The following is a 17,266-nucleotide window of genomic DNA, read 5'->3' on the forward strand; positions in this document are numbered from 1 at the left end:
ACCCGCCCCCTCCGAATGCAAGCAACAGGTGGAGGGAGCGGGATATCCGACCTTAGATGGCCAGATATTCGGAGCGCAGCTCTTCGTTGGCGAGCACTTCGTCGGCAGAGCCGTCAAAGACGATGCCGCCCGTGTCGAGGATCACCGAACGGTCCGCCAGTTCGAGCGCCCGCACGGCGTTCTGTTCGACGATGACGGTGGTGATGCCTTGTTCCTTGATGATGCGCAGGGTCTTTTCGATCTCGTCAACGATCACCGGGGCGAGGCCTTCGTAGGGTTCGTCGAGCAGCAGCACCTTGATGTCACGGGCCAGCGCGCGGGCAATGGCGAGCATCTGCTGTTCGCCGCCCGAGAGCGTCACGCCTTCCTGCTTGCGGCGTTCACCGAGGCGCGGGAAGAGTTCGTAAAGGCGATCCAGTGACCAGCCGATGGGCGGGGCGATCTGTGCCAGTTGCAGGTTTTCCTCGACCGTGAGGCCGGGGATGATGCAGCGATCTTCGGGCACAAGGCCGATCCCGGCCGCCGAGGCCTCATGGCTTTTCATCAGGTGCAGCGGCTTGTGGTCGAGCCAGATTTCACCATGCGTGACCTGCGGGCTATCCATGCGGGCGATGGAGCGCAAGGTCGAGGTCTTGCCCGCGCCGTTGCGGCCAAGGAGGGCGAGGATTTCGCCCTCGTGCACGTTGAACGAGATGTTCTGCACGATGTAGCTCTCGCCGTAGTAGCTCTCCATGTTCCACACAGAGAGGTAGGCGGGGGCGGTTTCGGCCAGATTGTGGCCCTTGGAGAAGTCGGGTTTGACGTTCATGGCAGGGTCTCCTTATGCCGTCTCGCCGAGATACGCTTCGCGCACCTTCGGGTTGCCGCGGATGTTTTCCGGGTCGTCTTCGACAAGGGGCGTGCCTTGGGCGAGGACGGTGATCCGGTCGGCCAGCGAGAACACCACGTGCATGTCGTGTTCGATGATGGCGATGGTGATGTCGCGCTCGTCGCTGATCTGCTTGAGTAGGTCGATCGTGTTGTTGGTATCGGCACGCGCCATACCGGCGGTCGGTTCATCAAGCAGGAGCAGGCGCGGTTCTTGCGCAAGGCACATGCCGATCTCGAGGCGGCGCTTGTCGCCGCGCGACATCGAGGCAGAGTGCATGTCCTTCTTGTCCGCCATGTTCATATCAACAAGCATGGCTTCGGCTTTTTCGACCACATCCTTCTCGTTCATCATGCTTTCAATCGCATGCATGCGGAACGATCCGTCGCGCTTGGCGAAGCAGGGGATCAGCATGTTTTCCATGACGGTCAGTTCGCCGAAGATCTCGGGCGTCTGGAACACGCGGGAAATGCCCATCTGGTTGATCTCGTAGGGCTTGCGGCCGAGCACGGACTGGCCGTCGAACATGACGGAGCCGGTATCCGGGATAAGCTTGCCCACGAGGCAGTTGAGCAGCGTCGATTTGCCGGCACCGTTGGGGCCGATGATGGCGTGAACGGTGTTTTCCTTCACGCTCAGGTTGACTTCGGAGAGCGCCTGGAGGCCGCCGAACCGTTTGCCAACGTCTTTGACTTCAAGAATACCCATCGGTCAATTCTCCTTATTCTGCCGGTTCGGTCTTGGCGGTGTTGCTGTTGTCGTCTTTCTTGCTCACGAGCTTCTTGAGGCGCTGACCGCCTTCCACGAGGCCACCGGGCAGGAAGATCACGACGAGCATGAACAGGATGCCGAGGGTCAGGTGCCAGCCCTTGCCGATGAAGGGGTGGATGATGAAGACAACGAAGTCCTCAAGACCATCGGGCAGGAAGCTGAACCAGCCGTGCAGGATGTTGTCGTTGATCTTCGAGAAGATGTTCTCGAAATACTTGATGAAGCCTGCACCGAGGACCGGTCCGATCAGGGTTCCGGTGCCGCCGAGGATGGTCATCAGCACGACTTCGCCAGAAGCGGTCCACTGCATCCGTTCCGCACCAGCGAGCGGGTCCATCGCGGCCATCAGGCCACCGGCGAGGCCGGCATACATGCCCGAGATCACGAAGGCCGCAAGCGCATAGGGGCGCGGGTTGAGGCCTGTGTAGGCCATGCGGGTGTTGTTGGACTTGATCGCGCGCAGCATCATGCCGAAGGGCGAGCGGAAGATGCGGATCGCGAGGTAGAACATCAGCATCAGGACCACGGCACAGAAGTAATAGCCATTGTTGAAGGTGAACTCCCAACCGCCCATGGTCAGCTTGCTTGACTGGTTCATCACCAGACCGAAGAGATGCGGCGAGTTGGCTTCGGTGGCCCCCAAGAGAACCTGCGGGTCTTCGGTATAGACCTGAAGGCCGGTCTCGCCGTTGGTGATCGGGGTCAGAACCGAGTAGGCGAGGTTAAAGGACATCTGGGCAAAGGCCAGCGTCAGGATCGAGAAGTAGATGCCCGAGCGACGCAGGGAGACATAGCCGATCAGGAGCGCGAAGACGCCCGCCGTCGCGACGGCCAGAGGCAGGCCCCAGATAACGTTATAGTCGAGCAGCTTGTACATCCAGACGACCGAGTAAGAGCCCACTCCGAGGAAGGCCGCGTGGCCGAAGGAGAGGTAGCCGGTCAGGCCGAACAGGATGTTGAAGCCGATGGCGAAGATGCCGAAGATCGCGAAACGCTGCATCAGGTCCGGATAGCCCGCGTTGAACTGCGCCATGGCGCTGTCGACGGGGAACGGGTTGAGCAGGATCGGCGCGCCGAGGGCGAGGATCGCCACCACGATCATAAGGCTGGTGTCTTTTTTGTTCATTCCGAGCATGGCTTATTCCTCCATCACGCCTTTGCGGCCCATGAGACCCCGCGGACGGGTGAGCAGGATGATGATTGCAACCAGGTAGATGATGATCTGGTCGATACCGGGCAGGATGGATTTCACTTCGTTCATCGAAGCGAAACTCTCGAGCACGCCAAGGAGGAAGCCTGCGGCCACGGCGCCCGGAAGCGAGCCCATGCCGCCGACAACCACCACGACGAAGGAAAGGACGAGGAAGTCCATGCCCATGTGATAGTTTGGCGAGTTGATCGGCGCATACATGACGCCCGCAAGTCCCGCCACGGCGGCGGCGATGCCGAACATGATGGTAAAGCGGCGGTCGATGTTGATGCCGAGAAGGCCGACGGTTTCGCGGTCTGCCATACCGGCCCGCACCACCATGCCGAAGGTGGTGAACTGAAGGAAGGCAAAGACCCCGCCGATGACGGCGGCTGCGAAGAAGAAATAGACGAGACGCCAGTAGGGGTAGATCACCGTGTTGGGATCAAAGCCGAGCAGCGTGCCGAAATCGAACGCGCCGGTCAGAGCGTCGGGCGCACCGGTGGGGATCGGGTTCGCGCCGAAGAAATATTTGACCACTTCCTGCAGGACGATGGCGAGGCCGAAGGTCACGAGGATCTGGTCGGCGTGCTCGCGCTTGTAGAAATGTTTGATCAGGCCGCGCTCCATGATGAAGCCGATGGCGATCATGATCGGGATCGAGAACAGGATCGAGAGCGGCACCGCCCAGTCGATCAACGAGGCGCCGAACTCGGGGCCGAACCAAGCCTCGACATAAGGGGTCTTCACAACCAGCGGATTGCCGAGGAAGTCCTTTTGCGTCGGGTCGATGGTCTCGAAGCTGATTGTCAGGATTTTCGAGAGGGTGACGGCACAGAACGCGCCGATCATGAACAGCGCGCCGTGTGCGAAGTTCACAACACCGAGCGTGCCGAAAATAAGTGTGAGCCCCAGCGCGATCAGCGCATAGGCCGAGCCCTTGTCGAGCCCGTTCAGAATCTGAAGGATGATTGCGTCCATGGTCCCCACCATTTGACTATTGGGAAAGGCGCCTCATTGGGACATCTGTTGCGTCCCTGTCGCGGCGTTGGCGCTTGCCGGAAAGTGGCGGGCGGAAAACCCGCCCGCCACTCCGCGTGTCGCTAGGATCAGGCGCCCGGGTTGCAGGTGCCGAGCGATGCTTCGGCGCCGCCGAACATTGCGTGATCCGGTGCGTAGGTGACCTGATCGACCGGCGTCTTCTCGACCACTTCGAGCGTATCGTACTCGTTGGTCGGGTTGTCGCGGCCTTTCATGACCAGCACGTCTTTGAAGCACTGGTGGTCTTCTGCGCGGTAGAGGGTCGGACCGTTGCCGAGACCATCGAATTCGAAGCCTTCGAGGGCTTCTGCGACGGCGCAGGGGTTGAACGAACCGGCGCGTGCCACGGCGTCTGCATAGAGCAGGGTCTGGGCATAGCAGGTTTGAGCCGAGTTGGACGGCGGACGGCCATACTTCTTGCCGAAGGACTGCACGAATGCCTTGGTGCCTTCGTCCTGAAGCTGCCAGTTCCAGTTCATCGAACCGTAAACGCCTTTGATGTTCTCACCGGCACCAGCCGCCATCAGCTCGGAGTAGAGCGGAACGACGATCTCGAACTGTTTGCCGTTGACCATCTTGTCACGCAGGCCGAACTGAATCGCGTTGGTGAGCGAGTTGACCATGTTGCCGCCGTAGTGGTTCAGAACCAGCACGTCCGCGCCGGAGTTCAGAACCGGGGCGATGTAGGACGAGAAGTCGGTTGCGGCGAGCGGGGTCAGCACGTTGTTGACGGTTTCCCAGCCCATGGCTTCGGTTGCGGCCGCGATCGACTCCTGCTGGGTCCAGCCCCAGGTGTAGTCGGCGGTCAGGTGATAGGCGCGACGGTCCTTGCCGTATTCTTTCGCCAGCACCGGTGCCAGAGCGGCAGCGGACATGTAGGCGTTGAAGAAGTGACGGAAACCGTTGGCCTTGCGGTCCTTACCGGTGGTGTCGTTGGAGTGGGTCAGGCCAGCCATGAAGATGATGCCTGCCTCTTGGCAGAGACCCTGAACAGCCACGGCCACGCCCGAGGACGAACCGCCGTTGATCATCACGACGCCGTCTTTTTCGATCATCGACTTGGCCGATGCGCGGGCTGCGTCCGATTTCGTCTGCGTGTCGCCGGTGACGAACTCGACCTTCTTGCCGAGAACACCGTCGCCGCCAAGAGCCTTGGAGCTGAAGGTGTTCAGCGCGCCGCCGTCACCCATGCCGTTGATGTGCTCAATGGCGAGCTCCTGAGCGCGCAGCTCGTCCATGCCTTCGTCGGCATAGGGGCCGGTCTGGGGCACGTTGAAGCCGAATTTCACGGTCGAGCCGGTCGGTTCGTTGGTGTAGGCAGCCGCCGAGCTGGCGGTGAAGATGGTCGGCAGCGCAACACCCGCGCCAGCAACGGCACCGGTCTTGAGCACGCCGCGACGTGTCATAGTGGTTTTGGACATGTAATCCTCCCATTTTGTAAATCTTGGCACGCGGCTCCTCTTCCGCAGGCCAAACGCACAGATGTGCAAAGTCATTATCAGGGAGGGATGGAAAATTTCGCAACAACTGCTTTCAAAGCAACAATTTTTTTGTAAAGTAATCCACAATACCATGGTATGCATTGTAAAGAAATTATTCTGCGTTGCGGAAAGCTGTTGAAATAACGGAGAAATGCCCTTGGCTCGTGACACCTTGACCGGAAGCCGTATCCGCGAGCGCCGCGCGATGTCGGGAATGCGTCAATCGGAACTGGCGCGGGAGGTCGGGATCTCGGCGTCCTACCTCAACCTGATCGAGCACAACCGGCGCAGAATCGGCGGCAAACTCCTTGTAGATATTGCGCAGGTATTGGGTGTTGAGCCTTCTTTGCTCAGCGAAGGCGCGGAAGCGGCGATGATCGCGACGCTGCGTGAGGCGGCAGCGGGCACGGGGCGCGCGCAGCCCGAGCTTGACCGGATCGACGAATTCGCGGGGCGGTTTCCGGGCTGGGCGGAGTTGGTGGTCGAGAACCATCGGCGGATTGCTTCGCTGGAGCGGGTGGCGGCGACGCTGACCGACCGGCTTACGCATGACCCTCATCTTGCGACCTCGATGCATGAGGTTCTGACGATGGTGACGGCAATCCGGTCAACCGCGTCGATCCTTGCCGAAACGCAGGAAATCGAACCCGAATGGGAGAAGCGGTTTCAGCGCAACCTCAACGAGGACAGTCGCCGTCTTGCCGAGAGCACCCAGCAGCTTGTGTCATACCTCGACGGAGCCGGGGACGTGGGGGCGAGCCTCACCTCACCGATGGAAGAGGTTGAGGCGATGCTTGCGGCGCACCGCTATCACTTTCCGCAGTTCGAAGAGGCGGATGCGGAGGCGCAGCTTGACCTCGAGGCCTTTATCGCAGAGCAGCCGCAGCTGACCTCGCAGGGCGCGCGCGATCTCGCCTTGGCGGCGCTGCGTCAGTTGCGGGCCGATGCGCGGGTGATGCCGCGGGACGAATTGTCGGGCGTGCTTGAGCAGCACGGCATGGAGTTCACGCAGATCATGCATCATTTCCGGGTGTCGATGGCCACCGTCTTCCGGCGGCTCGCGATTTTGTCGGACACGCTCTTGCCGCAGTCTCTTGGGCTTGTGATGTGTGATGGGTCCGGCACCTTGATGCTGCGCAAGCCAGTCGAGGGTTTTCCGGTGCCGCGGTTTAGTGCCGCCTGTCCGAAATGGCCGCTTTTCCAAGCGTTGAACCGTCCGTTGCGCCCAATTCGGCAGGAGGTCACGGTCACCGGGCGCGAGGCGCGACCGTTTGAGTGTTTTGCCGTGACGGAGGCCATCGGCACGGCCGCGTTCAACGAAGATCCGCTCTATCATTCTTATATGTTGGTGGTGCCGATGGAACGCGCGGTCGCGCAGGCGCGCGAGGTTGGGTCGAGCTGTCGGGTCTGTCCGAGCGTCGATTGCGAAGGGCGCCGGGAGCCTTCGATCCTCATACAGGGTCTCTGATTGTGGTTTGGCCTGCTTTTTTCTACCAGGACCAACAGGCGCGGGGCCTTTGGGATGGCCACGCCTCAGCGCCGAAAACCGCGCGAGATCAGAGGGTTGCTTTGCGCAGTCACGGCCGGGTGGTATGACAGGAAAAGCACGCAGTTGAGGCCGAGCCTTCCCCTGGCCCCTTCGGGTTTCGCGGGGTTCGCGCCTTACGTCGTTGCATGGCTTTGAAATAGAACCACTATTCCTGCGCCCAGGTGCCTTGTGAGCTGCGAGACCTGCGGAACTGAGGCGTGGACATTAACGGACCCTGTGCATAAGATCGCCAGACTACATAAGACGCACAGCGCGTGTCGGGGAGGGCAAGCGGTATGGGCAAAAGGGTTCTTCTTATTGAAGACGAGCCGAATATCATTGAGGCCATCAGTTTCATTCTTTCGCGGGATGGCTGGGCCGTGGCCACCCATTCCAATGGACATGACGCGGTCGATGTCGTGCTAGGCGCGCCGCCGGACCTACTCATCCTTGATGTGATGTTACCGGGCAAAAGCGGGCTCGATATCCTGCGTATGCTGCGCGAAAAGCTCGGGCCGGGGGACTTGCCGGTGATGATGCTGACGGCGCGGGGACAGCTCAAGGATCGTGAGATGGCCGAAAAGGCCGGGGTCAATCGCTTTATGACCAAACCGTTCTCGAATGCAGAGATGCTGGAGGCGGTGCGCGAGTTGGTCGAGACGTGAGCGAAGGACGCTCTCCTCTCTTCCTCGAGCGGCAGGGCTATCGTGGCCGTCGCCTTGTTGATTTTCTGCGCATTCTTCCCTTGATTGGCGGCCTGCTTTGGGCGGTGCCGCTGCTCTGGCCAAGTGGGCCGGACAGTTCGGTGACCACTTCCGAAGCCATCATCTATATATTCGGGGTCTGGTTCTTCATGGTCTTGGTGAGTGCGGTTGTGTCGCTTTTCCTGCGTCGCTCGGGGCTCGATCTTGAGCGCAAGGACGGGTAGGCCGCCATGGCGACAATGAATATCCTTGTCGCGGTTTGCCTTGTTTACGTGACTTTCCTGTTCGCGGTGGCCTTTGGTGCCGAGCGCGCGGCGCGGCAGGGGCAGGGCGGCTGGTTGCGATCGCCGTTGGTCTACACGCTCTCCCTTTCGATCTATTGCACCGCTTGGACGTTTTATGGCGCGGTTGGGTATGCGGCGCGCTCGGGGATGGAATACCTGACCATCTATATCGGTCCGACGCTTGTGATGATCGGCTGGTGGTGGTGCCTGCGCAAACTGGTGCGGATCGGACGCACGCAGCGCGTCACCTCCATCGCCGACTTGATTTCGTCGCGCTATGGCAAATCGAACCTGTTGGCGATCGGAGTCACGGTGCTCGCCGTGATCGGCACCACGCCCTATATCGCGTTGCAGCTTCAGTCCGTGACCCTCAGTTTCTCGGTGTTTGCCGATGCCTCCGAGAGCAATGGCGCGCTGGCCGATATGGATTCCACGGCGCTTCTCGTAGCGATGGGTCTGGCGCTTTTCACGATCCTGTTCGGGACGCGCAACCTTGATGTCAATGAACGCCACCATGGGGTCGTGATCGCCATTGCGGTCGAAGCGATTGTGAAGCTATTCGCGCTTTTGTGCGTCGGGGCCTTCGTCGTCTGGGGCGTTGTCGGGGGTGTCGATGAAATGATGGCGCGCATTGATGCGTCAGAGATCGGACATTGGCAGATGCGGGGCGATCGCTGGGCGTCTCTTATCTTTCTGTCGGCGGCGGCCTTCCTCTGCCTGCCGCGGATGTTCCAGGTCATGGTGGTCGAGAATGATGACGAGGGCCATCTGCGCACCGCGTCCTGGGCCTTTCCGGCCTATCTCATGGTGATGAGCCTGTTTGTGGTGCCGATTGCCGTCACTGGGCTTGACCTGTTGCCGGAAGGGTCGAACCCAGACCTTTTTGTCCTGACCTTGCCTTTGGCCATGGGGAAGGAGGGGCTTGCGATGCTTTCCTTTATTGGTGGGTTTTCATCGGCAACCTCCATGGTCATCGTCGCGGCCTTGGCGCTTTCGACGATGGTTTCGAACCATATCGTGATGCCGATCTGGCTCTCGTTGACGGGCAGCGGTGCGATGGTGTCGGGCGACGTGCGCAACGTGGTCATCATGGCGCGGCGGTTCTCGATCGCGGGGGTTGTGGTGCTGGGCTATCTCTACTTCCGCTTTTCCGGCGGCGGCGCGGCGTTGGCCTCGATCGGGCTTGTCTCTTTTGCCGGGGTGGCGCAGTTTCTGCCGGTGCTTCTTGGCGGTGTGTTCTGGCGCGGGGCAACGCGGGTTGGCGCGTTCACGGGGCTGAGCGTTGGCTTTGTGGTCTGGGTCTATTGCCTGCTTCTGCCGAGTTTCGGCCCGGATGTGCTCATGCCGACACAGATCATGCAGGAGGGGCTGTTCGGTTGGTCCTGGCTGCGTCCACAGGCGCTATTCGGGATCGAGGGGATCGACCCGATGGTGCACGCGATCCTGTGGTCTATCTCTCTCAACGGGTTGAGCTTTGTGCTTGCTTCCATGCTCGGCTTCCCGACGCCGCTTGAGCGTTTGCAGGGCGCGCAATTCGTCAACGTCTATGAACATAGCTCAACCCCGCAAAGCTGGAGCGGGAATGCGGCGCAGAGCGAAGACCTGATGATCATGTCGCAGCGTATCCTTGGGGCGCGCGAGGCGCAGGCACTGTTTGAGAGCGAAGCGAGGCGGCAGGGTGTGAGCGGCTATCTCCCGGACACCACGCCGGACTTCCTACAGGCGCTGGAACGCGCGTTGTCCGGCTCGGTCGGCACGGCAACGGCGCATGCGATGATCGGGCAGATTGTCGGCGGCGCCTCTGTCTCGGTGGAAGACCTGCTTGCGGTGGCGGATGAGACGGCGCAGATGATGGAATACTCCAACCGTCTTGAGGCGAAATCCGAAGAGCAGGCGCGCACGGCGCGGCAATTGCGGCAGGCCAACGAGAAGCTACAGCAGATTTCGGTTCAGAAAGACGCCTTCCTCAGTCAGGTGAGTCATGAATTGCGCACGCCAATGACGTCGATCCGGGCGTTTTCGGAAATCCTGCGGGACAGCGAAAAGCTTAGCGAGACGGAGCAGGTCAAATACGCCTCGATCATCCATGATGAAGCGCTGCGCTTGACGCGGCTTTTGGATGATCTTCTTGACCTCAGCGTGTTGGAAAACGGTCAGGTGAACCTCAATATCCAGCAAGGACAACTCTCGCGGGTTCTTGACCATGCGATTGCCTCGGCGCTGACGGGAAGCGGGCAAGAGGGCCTAAAGATCAGCCGCGACACGGCGCAGGAAACGGTGCTGCTTAGCACGGATCTCGACCGGCTTAGCCAGGTGTTTATCAATCTCATCTCGAACGCGCGCAAATATTGCGACGCGGAGGTGCCCGAACTCGTGCTTCGGGTGACCCATCGTGATGACACCATTTTGATTGATTTCATCGACAACGGGTCGGGGATATCGAAGAACGATCAAGCGGTGATCTTCGAGAAATTCGCCCGCGTTGGCGCGATGCGTGCCGGCGGGGCGGGGCTTGGGCTGGCGATCTGTCGCGAGATCATGGCGCGGCTTGGGGGATCGGTCAGCTATCTGCCGGGACAGGGCGGTGCGGCGTTTCGTGTGATCCTGCCAGCATCAAGCGCAATGGCCGCGCAATGACAGGCCTGTAAAGGGCTTGGTAACCCAGGCGCGTTAAGGATTGGGCATGACGCAGAATGCCATGACCCATGCCTGAGACCGCCAAACCATCGATCCTGCAGAAGATGACCTCGCCGAAAACCGGTGCGGGGCTTCCGGTTGCGCGCCAGTTGCGGCGCGCGTTGGAGACCGCAGCGGACCGCAGGCTTGGCTTGTCGGTTGAGGTGCGGGCGGTGCATCAATCCCTGCGCCCGCTCGAAGAGGTGCGCGGGCTTCTTGACGGAAGCGGCTTTCTTGCCCTCTTGGAAGGGCGCCCCGGGGCCGGGTTCGGCCTCGACATGGCGCTGCTTGGTGGCTTGGTCGAGCACCAGACGATTGGTCATATCCCGCCGCGGGCCGATGTGGCGCGGGCGGCGACCCGGGTAGACGCGGCGCTCCTTGCCCCGTTGCTAGACGATTGCCTTGCGCGGTTCAGCGAGGCGCTCGTGGCGGATGGCGGGGGGCCTTGGGGCTGTGGCTATGGGTTCGGAGCGATGGTCGGCGCCGCGCGGGCGCTTGTTCTGGCGTTGAATGAGGGGCTTTACCATGTGTTCGAATTGGACGTGGCGCTCATGGGGGGCGTGCGGGAAGGGCGGATGGTTTTTGCCTTTCCCGACAAGGTCGAGGCCCCACAATGCGCAGAGAAAGAGGAAAAGACCCCGGTCCCCCCGGGCGAGAGCCTGCGTGCGGGTGTGTTGACGGCGCAGGCGACGCTCGATGCGGTGCTGGCGCGGGTACCCTTGCCGTTGGCGCGGCTACAGGGGTTGCAGGTTGGAGAGATGATTGCCCTCCCGCCGGGTGCCCTCAAGGAGGCGCGGCTCGAGATGGGGGGCGACGGCGGCGGTCTTTCGGTCACGCTTGGCCAGTTGCATGGTTTTCGTGCCGTGCGGCTTAGGACCGGGCAAGACCGGAGCCGCGACGAGGCGGTCCTGGAGACATCGAAGCCCCCCGCGCCGTCGTTGCGCGATGCACTTTCGGAGACGCCGGATGTGGCGGAGGTGCCGCTTGAGGCGGTGGCGGTCGCAGAGGAGGTTGACGCAGCAGAGGGCCTTGATGCGCCTGTCGCGCCTTCGGCGGAAGACCCGCTAGAGGATCTCGATGATTTGTTGGATGAAGCGGACCTGCCAGAGGCGTTACCCGCCTGAGTCACCCTGTGACTGTGCTTCGAGATAGGGCTGGATCGGCGAGAGATCATAGCCGGCCTCTGCCGCGGCGGTGAGAATGGTCTCGGGCGCGAGAACCCCGGCATTGGCGAGGCCCCAGACGAAGGTCGACCGTGTGCCAGAGCGGCAATAGGCCAGCGTCTTGCCGGTTTCCGTCGCCAGCGCGTCTTGCTGAAGGGCGATGTTGTCCGGGGTCATGCCAGCATTCGAGACCGGATTTAGCACGAACGCGAGACCCGCGGCCTCTGCGGCCGCGCGCAGGGCGTCGGCCTGAAGCTCTGGCGGCACTTCTTCGTCCGGGCGATTGCAGATGATCCGGGTAAATCCGGCCTCGGCAAGGGCAGGTATGTCTTCCACCGCGATTTGCGGGGCAACGAAATAGCTATCGGTGATTTTACGCGCGTCCATATGGTCTTCTATACCGTATCGAGAAAGGCCTGCAACGAGGCTTTTGCAACAGGCGGCCTCCGGTGGGGAGAACGCCTGCCGGTGGTCTCGGGCTGGTGTCAGGCGGCAGAGCCGCGCCCATCGACCGCGCGTCGCAGGGCAGGGGTCAGGGCCATGCCAAGGAGCATCGCGCCGAAGAAGACCCAATGGGGCCAGCCGCCGTAGCTTAGCGAAGCGATGGCCGGGCCGGGGCAAAGGCCGGCGAGCCCCCAGCCTGCGCCGAAGAGGACCGAGCCGACGACAAGGTCGGAATCCGTTTCCGCCTTGGCGCGCTCGGGGAAGGTGCCGCCGACAAGCGGTTTGCGGCCCTGTGTGAGGCGCCAAGCGATGAGCATCGGCAGGATCGCCCCGCCCATGACGAAGGCCAGTGTCGGATCCCAGTCGCCAAAGACATCAAGCCAGCCCTGCACCTTCTTGGTGTCGGTCATGCCGGAGATGAACAGGCCTGCGCCAAAGAGGCCCCCAGCGAGAAAAGCAAAGATCTTGCGCTGCATCAGATGACCCCCAGGATGTGACGGAACAGGAGGACGGTCAGGCCGCCCGCGAGGATGTAGAACACCGTTGCGACGATGCCGCGCAGGGAAAAGCGCGAGATGCCACAGACTCCATGCCCAGAGGTGCAGCCATTGGCGATGCGTGTGCCGATGCCAACGAGAAGTCCTGCCGAGATCAGCACCGCGAGGTTCTCGCTCGCATGGGTGGAGAAGGGGCGGTAGATCGGGTTGAGGAGGATTGGCAAAAGCACCACCCCGGCGAGGAAGGCGAGGCGCTCGCCCGCGCTATTGCGGCCAGACCCATCGACGAGCCCGCCGAGAATACCGCTTGCGCCCATGATGCGACCATTGGCGAGGAGGTAAACCGCGCCGCCGGTGCCGATCACTAGGCCCCCGATCAGGCCCCAGATCCAGTCTGCGGGAATGGAGTCAAACATATGCGTTTCCTTTTTCAGTCCTTGGCACCGCCGAAGCGATGAGAAAGCGCGGCGCATCCCTGTTCGCGGTGGATGCGCCGTCTTGTTGGGGGTGGTCCTTAGAGTTTGTTGACCGGCACTTTGAGGAAGACATCGCCCTGCTCGTCGGGCTCGGGCATTTGGCCCGCGCGCATGTTGACCTGCAGCGAGGGGATGATGAGCTTGGGCATGGCGAGGGTGGCATCGCGGGTGTCGCGCATCTCCACGAAGGTGTTCTTGTCCTTGCCAGCGCCGACATGGATATTCGCGGCCTTCTGTTCCCCGACCGTGGTTTCCCATGCGTATTCATCACGGCCCGGCGCCTTGTAATCGTGGCCGACGAAGATGCGGGTTTCATCCGGCAGGGCGAGGATTTTCTGGATCGAATTGTAGAGCGTCTCGGACGAGCCGCCGGGGAAATCGCAGCGCGCGGTGCCGAAATCGGGCATGAAAAGCGTATCGCCCACAAAAGCCGCGTCGCCGATCACATAGGTGAGGCAGGCGGGCGTATGGCCCGGCGTGTGCAACACGTCGCCGCGCAGCTGGCCGATGTGAAAGCTGTCGCCTTCTTGGAAAAGCTGGTCAAACTGGCTCCCGTCGCGTTGGAATTCGGTGCCCTCGTTGAAGACCTTGCCGAACGTGTCCTGCACGATCTTGATCCGATCTCCGATGCCGATCTTGCCGCCGACGCGTTCCTGAATATAGGGCGCGGCCGAGAGGTGGTCGGCATGGACGTGGCTTTCGAGGAGCCATTCCACGGTCAGCCCCTCCTTCTGCACATGCGCGATCACGGCATCTGCGGATTTGGTATCTGTGCGGCCCGAGGAATAGTCAAAGTCGAGGACACTATCGATGATGGCACAAGAGGTGCCTTGCGGGTCTTTCACGACGTAGGAAATCGTATTCGTGGCGTCGTCAAAGAATGCGGTGACTTCAGGGTTCATGTCGCTACCTCCGTTTCGAAGGAACATATAAGGCTTTGCGCATGTGTCGCAAGGGGCGACTGACGGTTGACCTATGTCAATGCCATCTTGAAGTGTTCATGACAGGGTGTTTCGGCAATTGAAGGAACACGCGATGATTGATATCGAAGCACGCAAGACCGCGCTTATGGACCGTCTTCGGGAGTTGGATACGCGTCTTCACGAGATCGAAGACGAACTGGACAATCCGCCCTCCAAAGACTGGGAAGAAGCTGCCGTGGAGCGGGAAGGGGACGAGGTTCTCGAACAGCTTGGGCAAAGCGGGCAAGACGAAATCCTGCGTATTCGTGCAGCATTAAAGCGGATACGTGATGGAGAATACGGCATTTGCGTCCGGTGTGGCGACGAAATCTCGCCTGAACGTTTGGATGTGCTTCCGGATGCGCCATTGTGCAAAGATTGCGCGGCAGCCGTCGCGCGGTGACATTGGGACAGATTGAGGAGGATCCCGCCGTGACCATTGAAGACCTTTTGGAAAAAGCCAAATCGCTTGAAGCAAAGATCGCGACTGCTGAGGGGGATGCGCGCTATGCGTTGCATCAAGAGCTCCATCGCGCGCTTGAAAACATTCGCGCCAAAGGCGGCGCCGTGCCTGCGCATTTGCGCAATCTCGATCTTGAGCTCGTGGATGAGGAGGTCGAAGACTCCTTCGACAACATGCCGGTCTGACGCCAACACAAGATCGGTTCTGAATCGTATCACACCGGGCGCGCGCAGGTTTCTGCGGGCGCCTTTTCTATTGCAGGCTTGCGTGAAAGGGCGGTCCGCCTAAAGATAAGGTTAAGGTTTTGTGAAAGTGTGTCCGGGAGGGCAGCGGCACATGGGAGAGACGGTCGGCTACGAGGTCAAGGAAGGGATCGCGGTGCTTGCGATCCGCAATCCGCCGGTCAACGCGGTTGGCGCGGACGTCCGCAAGGGATTGGCTGAGGGGCTGCGTCGCGGCATAGCCGATCCACAGGTGGCCGCGATCGTGATCCTTGGGGCTGGGCGCACCTTTCCGGCGGGGTCGGACATGCGCGAGTTTGGCGAGACGCCAGCCGATCCATGGCTGCCGGGGCTTTGCAACGAGATCGAAGCCTGTCCGAAGCCGGTCGTGGCGGCCATTCACGGCACAGCGCTTGGCGGTGGGTTCGAACTGGCCTTGTCGGCGCATTATCGTATCGCCTCAGAGCGCGCGCGGATCGGTTTTCCGGAGGTGACGCTTGGCATTCTGCCCGGTGCGGGCGGGACGCAGCGCGCGCCGCGCCTAGCCGGAGCGGCGGACTCGCTTGACCTCATGTTGTCCGGACGCCCGATCGGCGTCACACGCAAGGAGGCGGCGCCCTATATTGACCAGATCGTGCATGGCGATCTTGAGACCGAGGCGATTGCCTTTGCGCGGGGCCTCCTGGCGCAGGGCAAAGGGCCAAGGCCGACGCGGGACTGTCGGAAAGGGTTTGACGATCCCGCCGCGTATCAGAGGGCGATCACGCTTCGCAAAGAAGTGGTCGCGGACCGTCCGGACCGCGCGCCGGGGGAGATCGTCAAATGCGTCGAGGCGGCCGAGCTATTATCCTTCGATATGGGGATGGCCTTTGAGCGCGCGGCCTTTGAAGATTGCGTGCGTTCGGATCAAGCTGCGAGCTTGCGGCACGTTTTCTTTGCCGAGCGGCGGGCCGCCAAGTTTCCAGAGCTTGATGGCGCAAGGCCAAGGCGCGTTGCGCAGGTCGGGATCGTGGGGGGCGGCACCGCGGGGCGGGGCCTTGTCCTTGCCTGTCTCGAGGCCGAGTTCGATGTGGTCCTGATCGAGCGCAATGGCCCGGCGCTGCGCGACAGTCTTGGCAAGATCAATGCCTATCTCGACCGACAGGTGGCGCAGGGGCGCCTCCGGGGGCAACTGCGCGACGAACGCATGATGCGGATACATGGCAAGACAGATTTCGTTGCCCTGTCAGAGGCCGATCTGGTGATCGAAGCGGTGGCAGATGACCTACGCGAAAAAGAGCAGGTGTTTTATCAACTTGATGCCGTGGTGCCGGAGGGCGCGGTGCTTGTCACTACGACGATGCGCCATGATGTCAGCCGGATTGCAAAGCAGACCGGCGATCCGGGGTCTGTGCTTGGGCTTGGGATCGGGACGCCAGCGCATCTTCAGCGGGTGGCAGAGGTGATCGTGCCCAGCGAGGCCTCGGCGGATGCGGTGGCTGCGTTGGTGGGTGTCTTGCGCCAGATCAGAAAAATTCCTGTCCGGGTCGGGGGCGCGACGGCGCATATCGGACGTGCGATGGCTGATGCGTGTCGTCATGCGGCCGAGCTCATGGTCGAGGACGGGACGACGCCTTACCTCGTAGATGAGGCGATGCGCGCCTATGGCATGGCGATGGGGCCATTCGAGCGGCTTGACCGCGACGGTCTTCGGGAGGACTGGGCGCTGCGTCGGGCGATGGCGGAGCGCGGTGCGCCGGAGGGGCGGCAGGTTGCCATCTTGGACCGGCTTTGCGAGGCGGGGCGTTTTGGCAAGGCCGCGGGCAAAGGGTATTACATTTATGACAGCGAGAGCCCGCAAGGGCGCAAGGATCCCGAAGTGATCGCGCTTATTCGGGCCGAACGCGAAAGCAAGGGGATTCAGGCGCAGGGGATCTCGGCGGACGAGATCCAGCGCCGGTGCCTTGCTGCGATGGTCAATGAGGGAGCGCGGCTCTTGCGGCTTGGCGTGGCGCGGTGCCCGTCGGATATCGACGTGGTGATGGTGCACGGCTACGGGTTTCCGCGGTGGCGCGGCGGTCCGATGAAGGCGGCAGACCTTATCGGCCCGCGCATCATCCAGAGGGACATCGAGAGCTTTGCAGCGCAAGACGGCGTGTTTTGGTCGCCAGAGCCCGTCTTTGACAGTTTGTTCAAGGCCGGGCAGGGCTTTGATGCGCTGAACGCTTAGCCGAGAAAAATGCCGAGGATCACCAGCATCAGGCCGATGACCGACAGGAAGAGCGAACCGAGGTTAAGCGGCATAACCTTTTGAACGGCAGCGCGCAGCTCTTCGTCCGACAGGCCGGCCTTGCGGGCGCGCGCGACGCGCACGATCGAGAGAACGAGGCCACAAAGCCCCACGAGCGAGACGGTTGCCCCGCCCCAAACCAGCCATTCCATGCGTTCATTCCTTCAGGCATTGATTGCGCAGGACGTAGCCGATGGGCCCGGATTGGGCAAGCGGGCAAATTTTCGCG

At 61.6% G+C, this 17,266-nt stretch carries 18 protein-coding genes; 8 read left to right on the plus strand and 10 right to left on the minus strand.

What is annotated here, in order from left to right; genetic code table 11:
• Window positions 1-52: 52 nt before the first annotated feature.
• From R1W01_RS11520 to R1W01_RS11540, 5 genes are all read right to left on the minus strand, one after another.
• Window positions 53-808 carry an ABC transporter ATP-binding protein gene (locus tag R1W01_RS11520; protein ID WP_243612054.1) on the minus strand — a complete coding sequence of 252 codons (756 nt, stop codon included), beginning with the start codon at window positions 806-808 and terminating at the stop codon, window positions 53-55.
• A gap of 12 nt (window positions 809-820) precedes the next feature.
• Window positions 821-1,576, minus strand: a complete 756-nt coding sequence (locus tag R1W01_RS11525) for an ABC transporter ATP-binding protein (RefSeq protein ID WP_243612053.1) — start codon at window positions 1,574-1,576, stop codon at window positions 821-823.
• 13 nt (window positions 1,577-1,589) lie between these two features.
• Complete coding sequence (locus R1W01_RS11530; RefSeq protein ID WP_297756785.1) at window positions 1,590-2,774, minus strand: branched-chain amino acid ABC transporter permease; 1,185 nt, start codon at window positions 2,772-2,774, stop codon at window positions 1,590-1,592.
• A 3-nt stretch (window positions 2,775-2,777) separates the two neighbouring features.
• Window positions 2,778-3,809: a branched-chain amino acid ABC transporter permease gene (locus R1W01_RS11535; RefSeq protein WP_243612051.1), complete on the minus strand. Its 1,032-nt coding sequence runs from the start codon at window positions 3,807-3,809 to the stop codon at window positions 2,778-2,780.
• Window positions 3,810-3,937: 128 nt separating this feature from the next.
• A complete protein-coding gene (locus tag R1W01_RS11540) occupies window positions 3,938-5,290 on the minus strand; it encodes a substrate-binding protein (protein ID WP_297756788.1) in 1,353 nt (450 codons plus the stop codon).
• A 217-nt stretch (window positions 5,291-5,507) separates the two neighbouring features.
• Between R1W01_RS11540 and R1W01_RS11545 the strand changes: the two genes are divergently transcribed.
• The 5 genes from R1W01_RS11545 (at window position 5,508) to R1W01_RS11565 (ending at window position 11,666) form a co-directional block, all read left to right on the plus strand.
• Window positions 5,508-6,818 carry a helix-turn-helix domain-containing protein gene (locus tag R1W01_RS11545; RefSeq protein WP_297756790.1) on the plus strand — a complete coding sequence of 437 codons (1,311 nt, stop codon included), beginning with the start codon at window positions 5,508-5,510 and terminating at the stop codon, window positions 6,816-6,818.
• 356 nt (window positions 6,819-7,174) lie between these two features.
• Window positions 7,175-7,543 carry a response regulator transcription factor gene (locus R1W01_RS11550; protein ID WP_243612048.1) on the plus strand — a complete coding sequence of 123 codons (369 nt, stop codon included), beginning with the start codon at window positions 7,175-7,177 and terminating at the stop codon, window positions 7,541-7,543.
• Window positions 7,540-7,806 carry a hypothetical protein gene (locus tag R1W01_RS11555; protein ID WP_243612047.1) on the plus strand — a complete coding sequence of 89 codons (267 nt, stop codon included), beginning with the start codon at window positions 7,540-7,542 and terminating at the stop codon, window positions 7,804-7,806. Before R1W01_RS11550 ends, R1W01_RS11555 begins: the two co-directional genes overlap by 4 nt.
• 6 nt (window positions 7,807-7,812) lie before the next feature.
• Entirely contained in the window at window positions 7,813-10,503 is a 2,691-nt protein-coding gene (locus R1W01_RS11560) for an ATP-binding protein (RefSeq protein WP_297756792.1), read from the plus strand.
• 68 nt (window positions 10,504-10,571) lie between these two features.
• Window positions 10,572-11,666 carry a hypothetical protein gene (locus R1W01_RS11565; protein WP_297756794.1) on the plus strand — a complete coding sequence of 365 codons (1,095 nt, stop codon included), beginning with the start codon at window positions 10,572-10,574 and terminating at the stop codon, window positions 11,664-11,666.
• On the opposite strand, the gene R1W01_RS11570 is transcribed toward R1W01_RS11565, so the two are convergent.
• The 4 genes from R1W01_RS11570 to R1W01_RS11585 all read right to left on the minus strand — a co-directional run bounded on the left by R1W01_RS11570 (window position 11,655) and on the right by R1W01_RS11585 (window position 14,024).
• Window positions 11,655-12,092, minus strand: a complete 438-nt coding sequence (locus R1W01_RS11570) for a TIGR01244 family sulfur transferase (protein WP_297756796.1) — start codon at window positions 12,090-12,092, stop codon at window positions 11,655-11,657. The genes R1W01_RS11565 and R1W01_RS11570 overlap by 12 nt on opposite strands.
• A 98-nt stretch (window positions 12,093-12,190) precedes the next feature.
• A complete protein-coding gene (locus R1W01_RS11575) occupies window positions 12,191-12,625 on the minus strand; it encodes a DUF6691 family protein (protein ID WP_243612043.1) in 435 nt (144 codons plus the stop codon).
• Window positions 12,625-13,050, minus strand: coding sequence for a YeeE/YedE family protein (locus R1W01_RS11580; protein ID WP_243612223.1), 426 nt, complete (start codon window positions 13,048-13,050; stop codon window positions 12,625-12,627). Before R1W01_RS11580 ends, R1W01_RS11575 begins: the two co-directional genes overlap by 1 nt.
• 110 nt (window positions 13,051-13,160) lie before the next feature.
• Window positions 13,161-14,024, minus strand: a complete 864-nt coding sequence (locus R1W01_RS11585; RefSeq protein ID WP_243612042.1) for an MBL fold metallo-hydrolase — start codon at window positions 14,022-14,024, stop codon at window positions 13,161-13,163.
• 133 nt (window positions 14,025-14,157) lie between these two features.
• Between R1W01_RS11585 and R1W01_RS11590 the strand changes: the two genes are divergently transcribed.
• The 3 genes from R1W01_RS11590 to R1W01_RS11600 all read left to right on the plus strand — a co-directional run bounded on the left by R1W01_RS11590 (window position 14,158) and on the right by R1W01_RS11600 (window position 16,977).
• On the plus strand, window positions 14,158-14,487 hold the full coding sequence (locus R1W01_RS11590; protein ID WP_243612041.1) for a TraR/DksA family transcriptional regulator: 330 nt from the start codon (window positions 14,158-14,160) through the stop codon (window positions 14,485-14,487).
• Between the two features lie 29 nt (window positions 14,488-14,516).
• Entirely contained in the window at window positions 14,517-14,732 is a 216-nt protein-coding gene (locus R1W01_RS11595; protein WP_243612040.1) for a hypothetical protein, read from the plus strand.
• Between the two features lie 151 nt (window positions 14,733-14,883).
• Window positions 14,884-16,977, plus strand: a complete 2,094-nt coding sequence (locus tag R1W01_RS11600; protein WP_297756800.1) for a 3-hydroxyacyl-CoA dehydrogenase NAD-binding domain-containing protein — start codon at window positions 14,884-14,886, stop codon at window positions 16,975-16,977.
• Here the strand turns inward: R1W01_RS11600 and R1W01_RS11605 are convergent.
• Entirely contained in the window at window positions 16,974-17,189 is a 216-nt protein-coding gene (locus R1W01_RS11605) for a hypothetical protein (protein WP_243612038.1), read from the minus strand. The genes R1W01_RS11600 and R1W01_RS11605 overlap by 4 nt on opposite strands.
• Window positions 17,190-17,266 lie beyond the last annotated feature (77 nt).

Origin of the sequence: Shimia sp. FJ5, assembly GCF_032918335.1 — a bacterium.
Classification (GTDB): Bacteria; Pseudomonadota; Alphaproteobacteria; order Rhodobacterales; family Rhodobacteraceae; genus Shimia; species Shimia aestuarii_A.

Coding starts and splice junctions, on each gene's coding strand:
- R1W01_RS11520 (WP_243612054.1), bottom strand. CDS start 808: ATGAACGTCAAACCCGACTTCTCCAAGGGCCACAATCTGGCCGAAACC.
- R1W01_RS11525 (WP_243612053.1), bottom strand. CDS start 1,576: ATGGGTATTCTTGAAGTCAAAGACGTTGGCAAACGGTTCGGCGGCCTC.
- R1W01_RS11530 (WP_297756785.1), bottom strand. CDS start 2,774: ATGCTCGGAATGAACAAAAAAGACACCAGCCTTATGATCGTGGTGGCG.
- R1W01_RS11535 (WP_243612051.1), bottom strand. CDS start 3,809: ATGGACGCAATCATCCTTCAGATTCTGAACGGGCTCGACAAGGGCTCG.
- R1W01_RS11540 (WP_297756788.1), bottom strand. CDS start 5,290: ATGTCCAAAACCACTATGACACGTCGCGGCGTGCTCAAGACCGGTGCC.
- R1W01_RS11550 (WP_243612048.1), top strand. CDS start 7,175: ATGGGCAAAAGGGTTCTTCTTATTGAAGACGAGCCGAATATCATTGAG.
- R1W01_RS11560 (WP_297756792.1), top strand. CDS start 7,813: ATGGCGACAATGAATATCCTTGTCGCGGTTTGCCTTGTTTACGTGACT.
- R1W01_RS11565 (WP_297756794.1), top strand. CDS start 10,572: ATGCCTGAGACCGCCAAACCATCGATCCTGCAGAAGATGACCTCGCCG.
- R1W01_RS11570 (WP_297756796.1), bottom strand. CDS start 12,092: ATGGACGCGCGTAAAATCACCGATAGCTATTTCGTTGCCCCGCAAATC.
- R1W01_RS11575 (WP_243612043.1), bottom strand. CDS start 12,625: ATGCAGCGCAAGATCTTTGCTTTTCTCGCTGGGGGCCTCTTTGGCGCA.
- R1W01_RS11585 (WP_243612042.1), bottom strand. CDS start 14,024: ATGAACCCTGAAGTCACCGCATTCTTTGACGACGCCACGAATACGATT.
- R1W01_RS11590 (WP_243612041.1), top strand. CDS start 14,158: ATGATTGATATCGAAGCACGCAAGACCGCGCTTATGGACCGTCTTCGG.
- R1W01_RS11600 (WP_297756800.1), top strand. CDS start 14,884: ATGGGAGAGACGGTCGGCTACGAGGTCAAGGAAGGGATCGCGGTGCTT.
- R1W01_RS11605 (WP_243612038.1), bottom strand. CDS start 17,189: ATGGAATGGCTGGTTTGGGGCGGGGCAACCGTCTCGCTCGTGGGGCTT.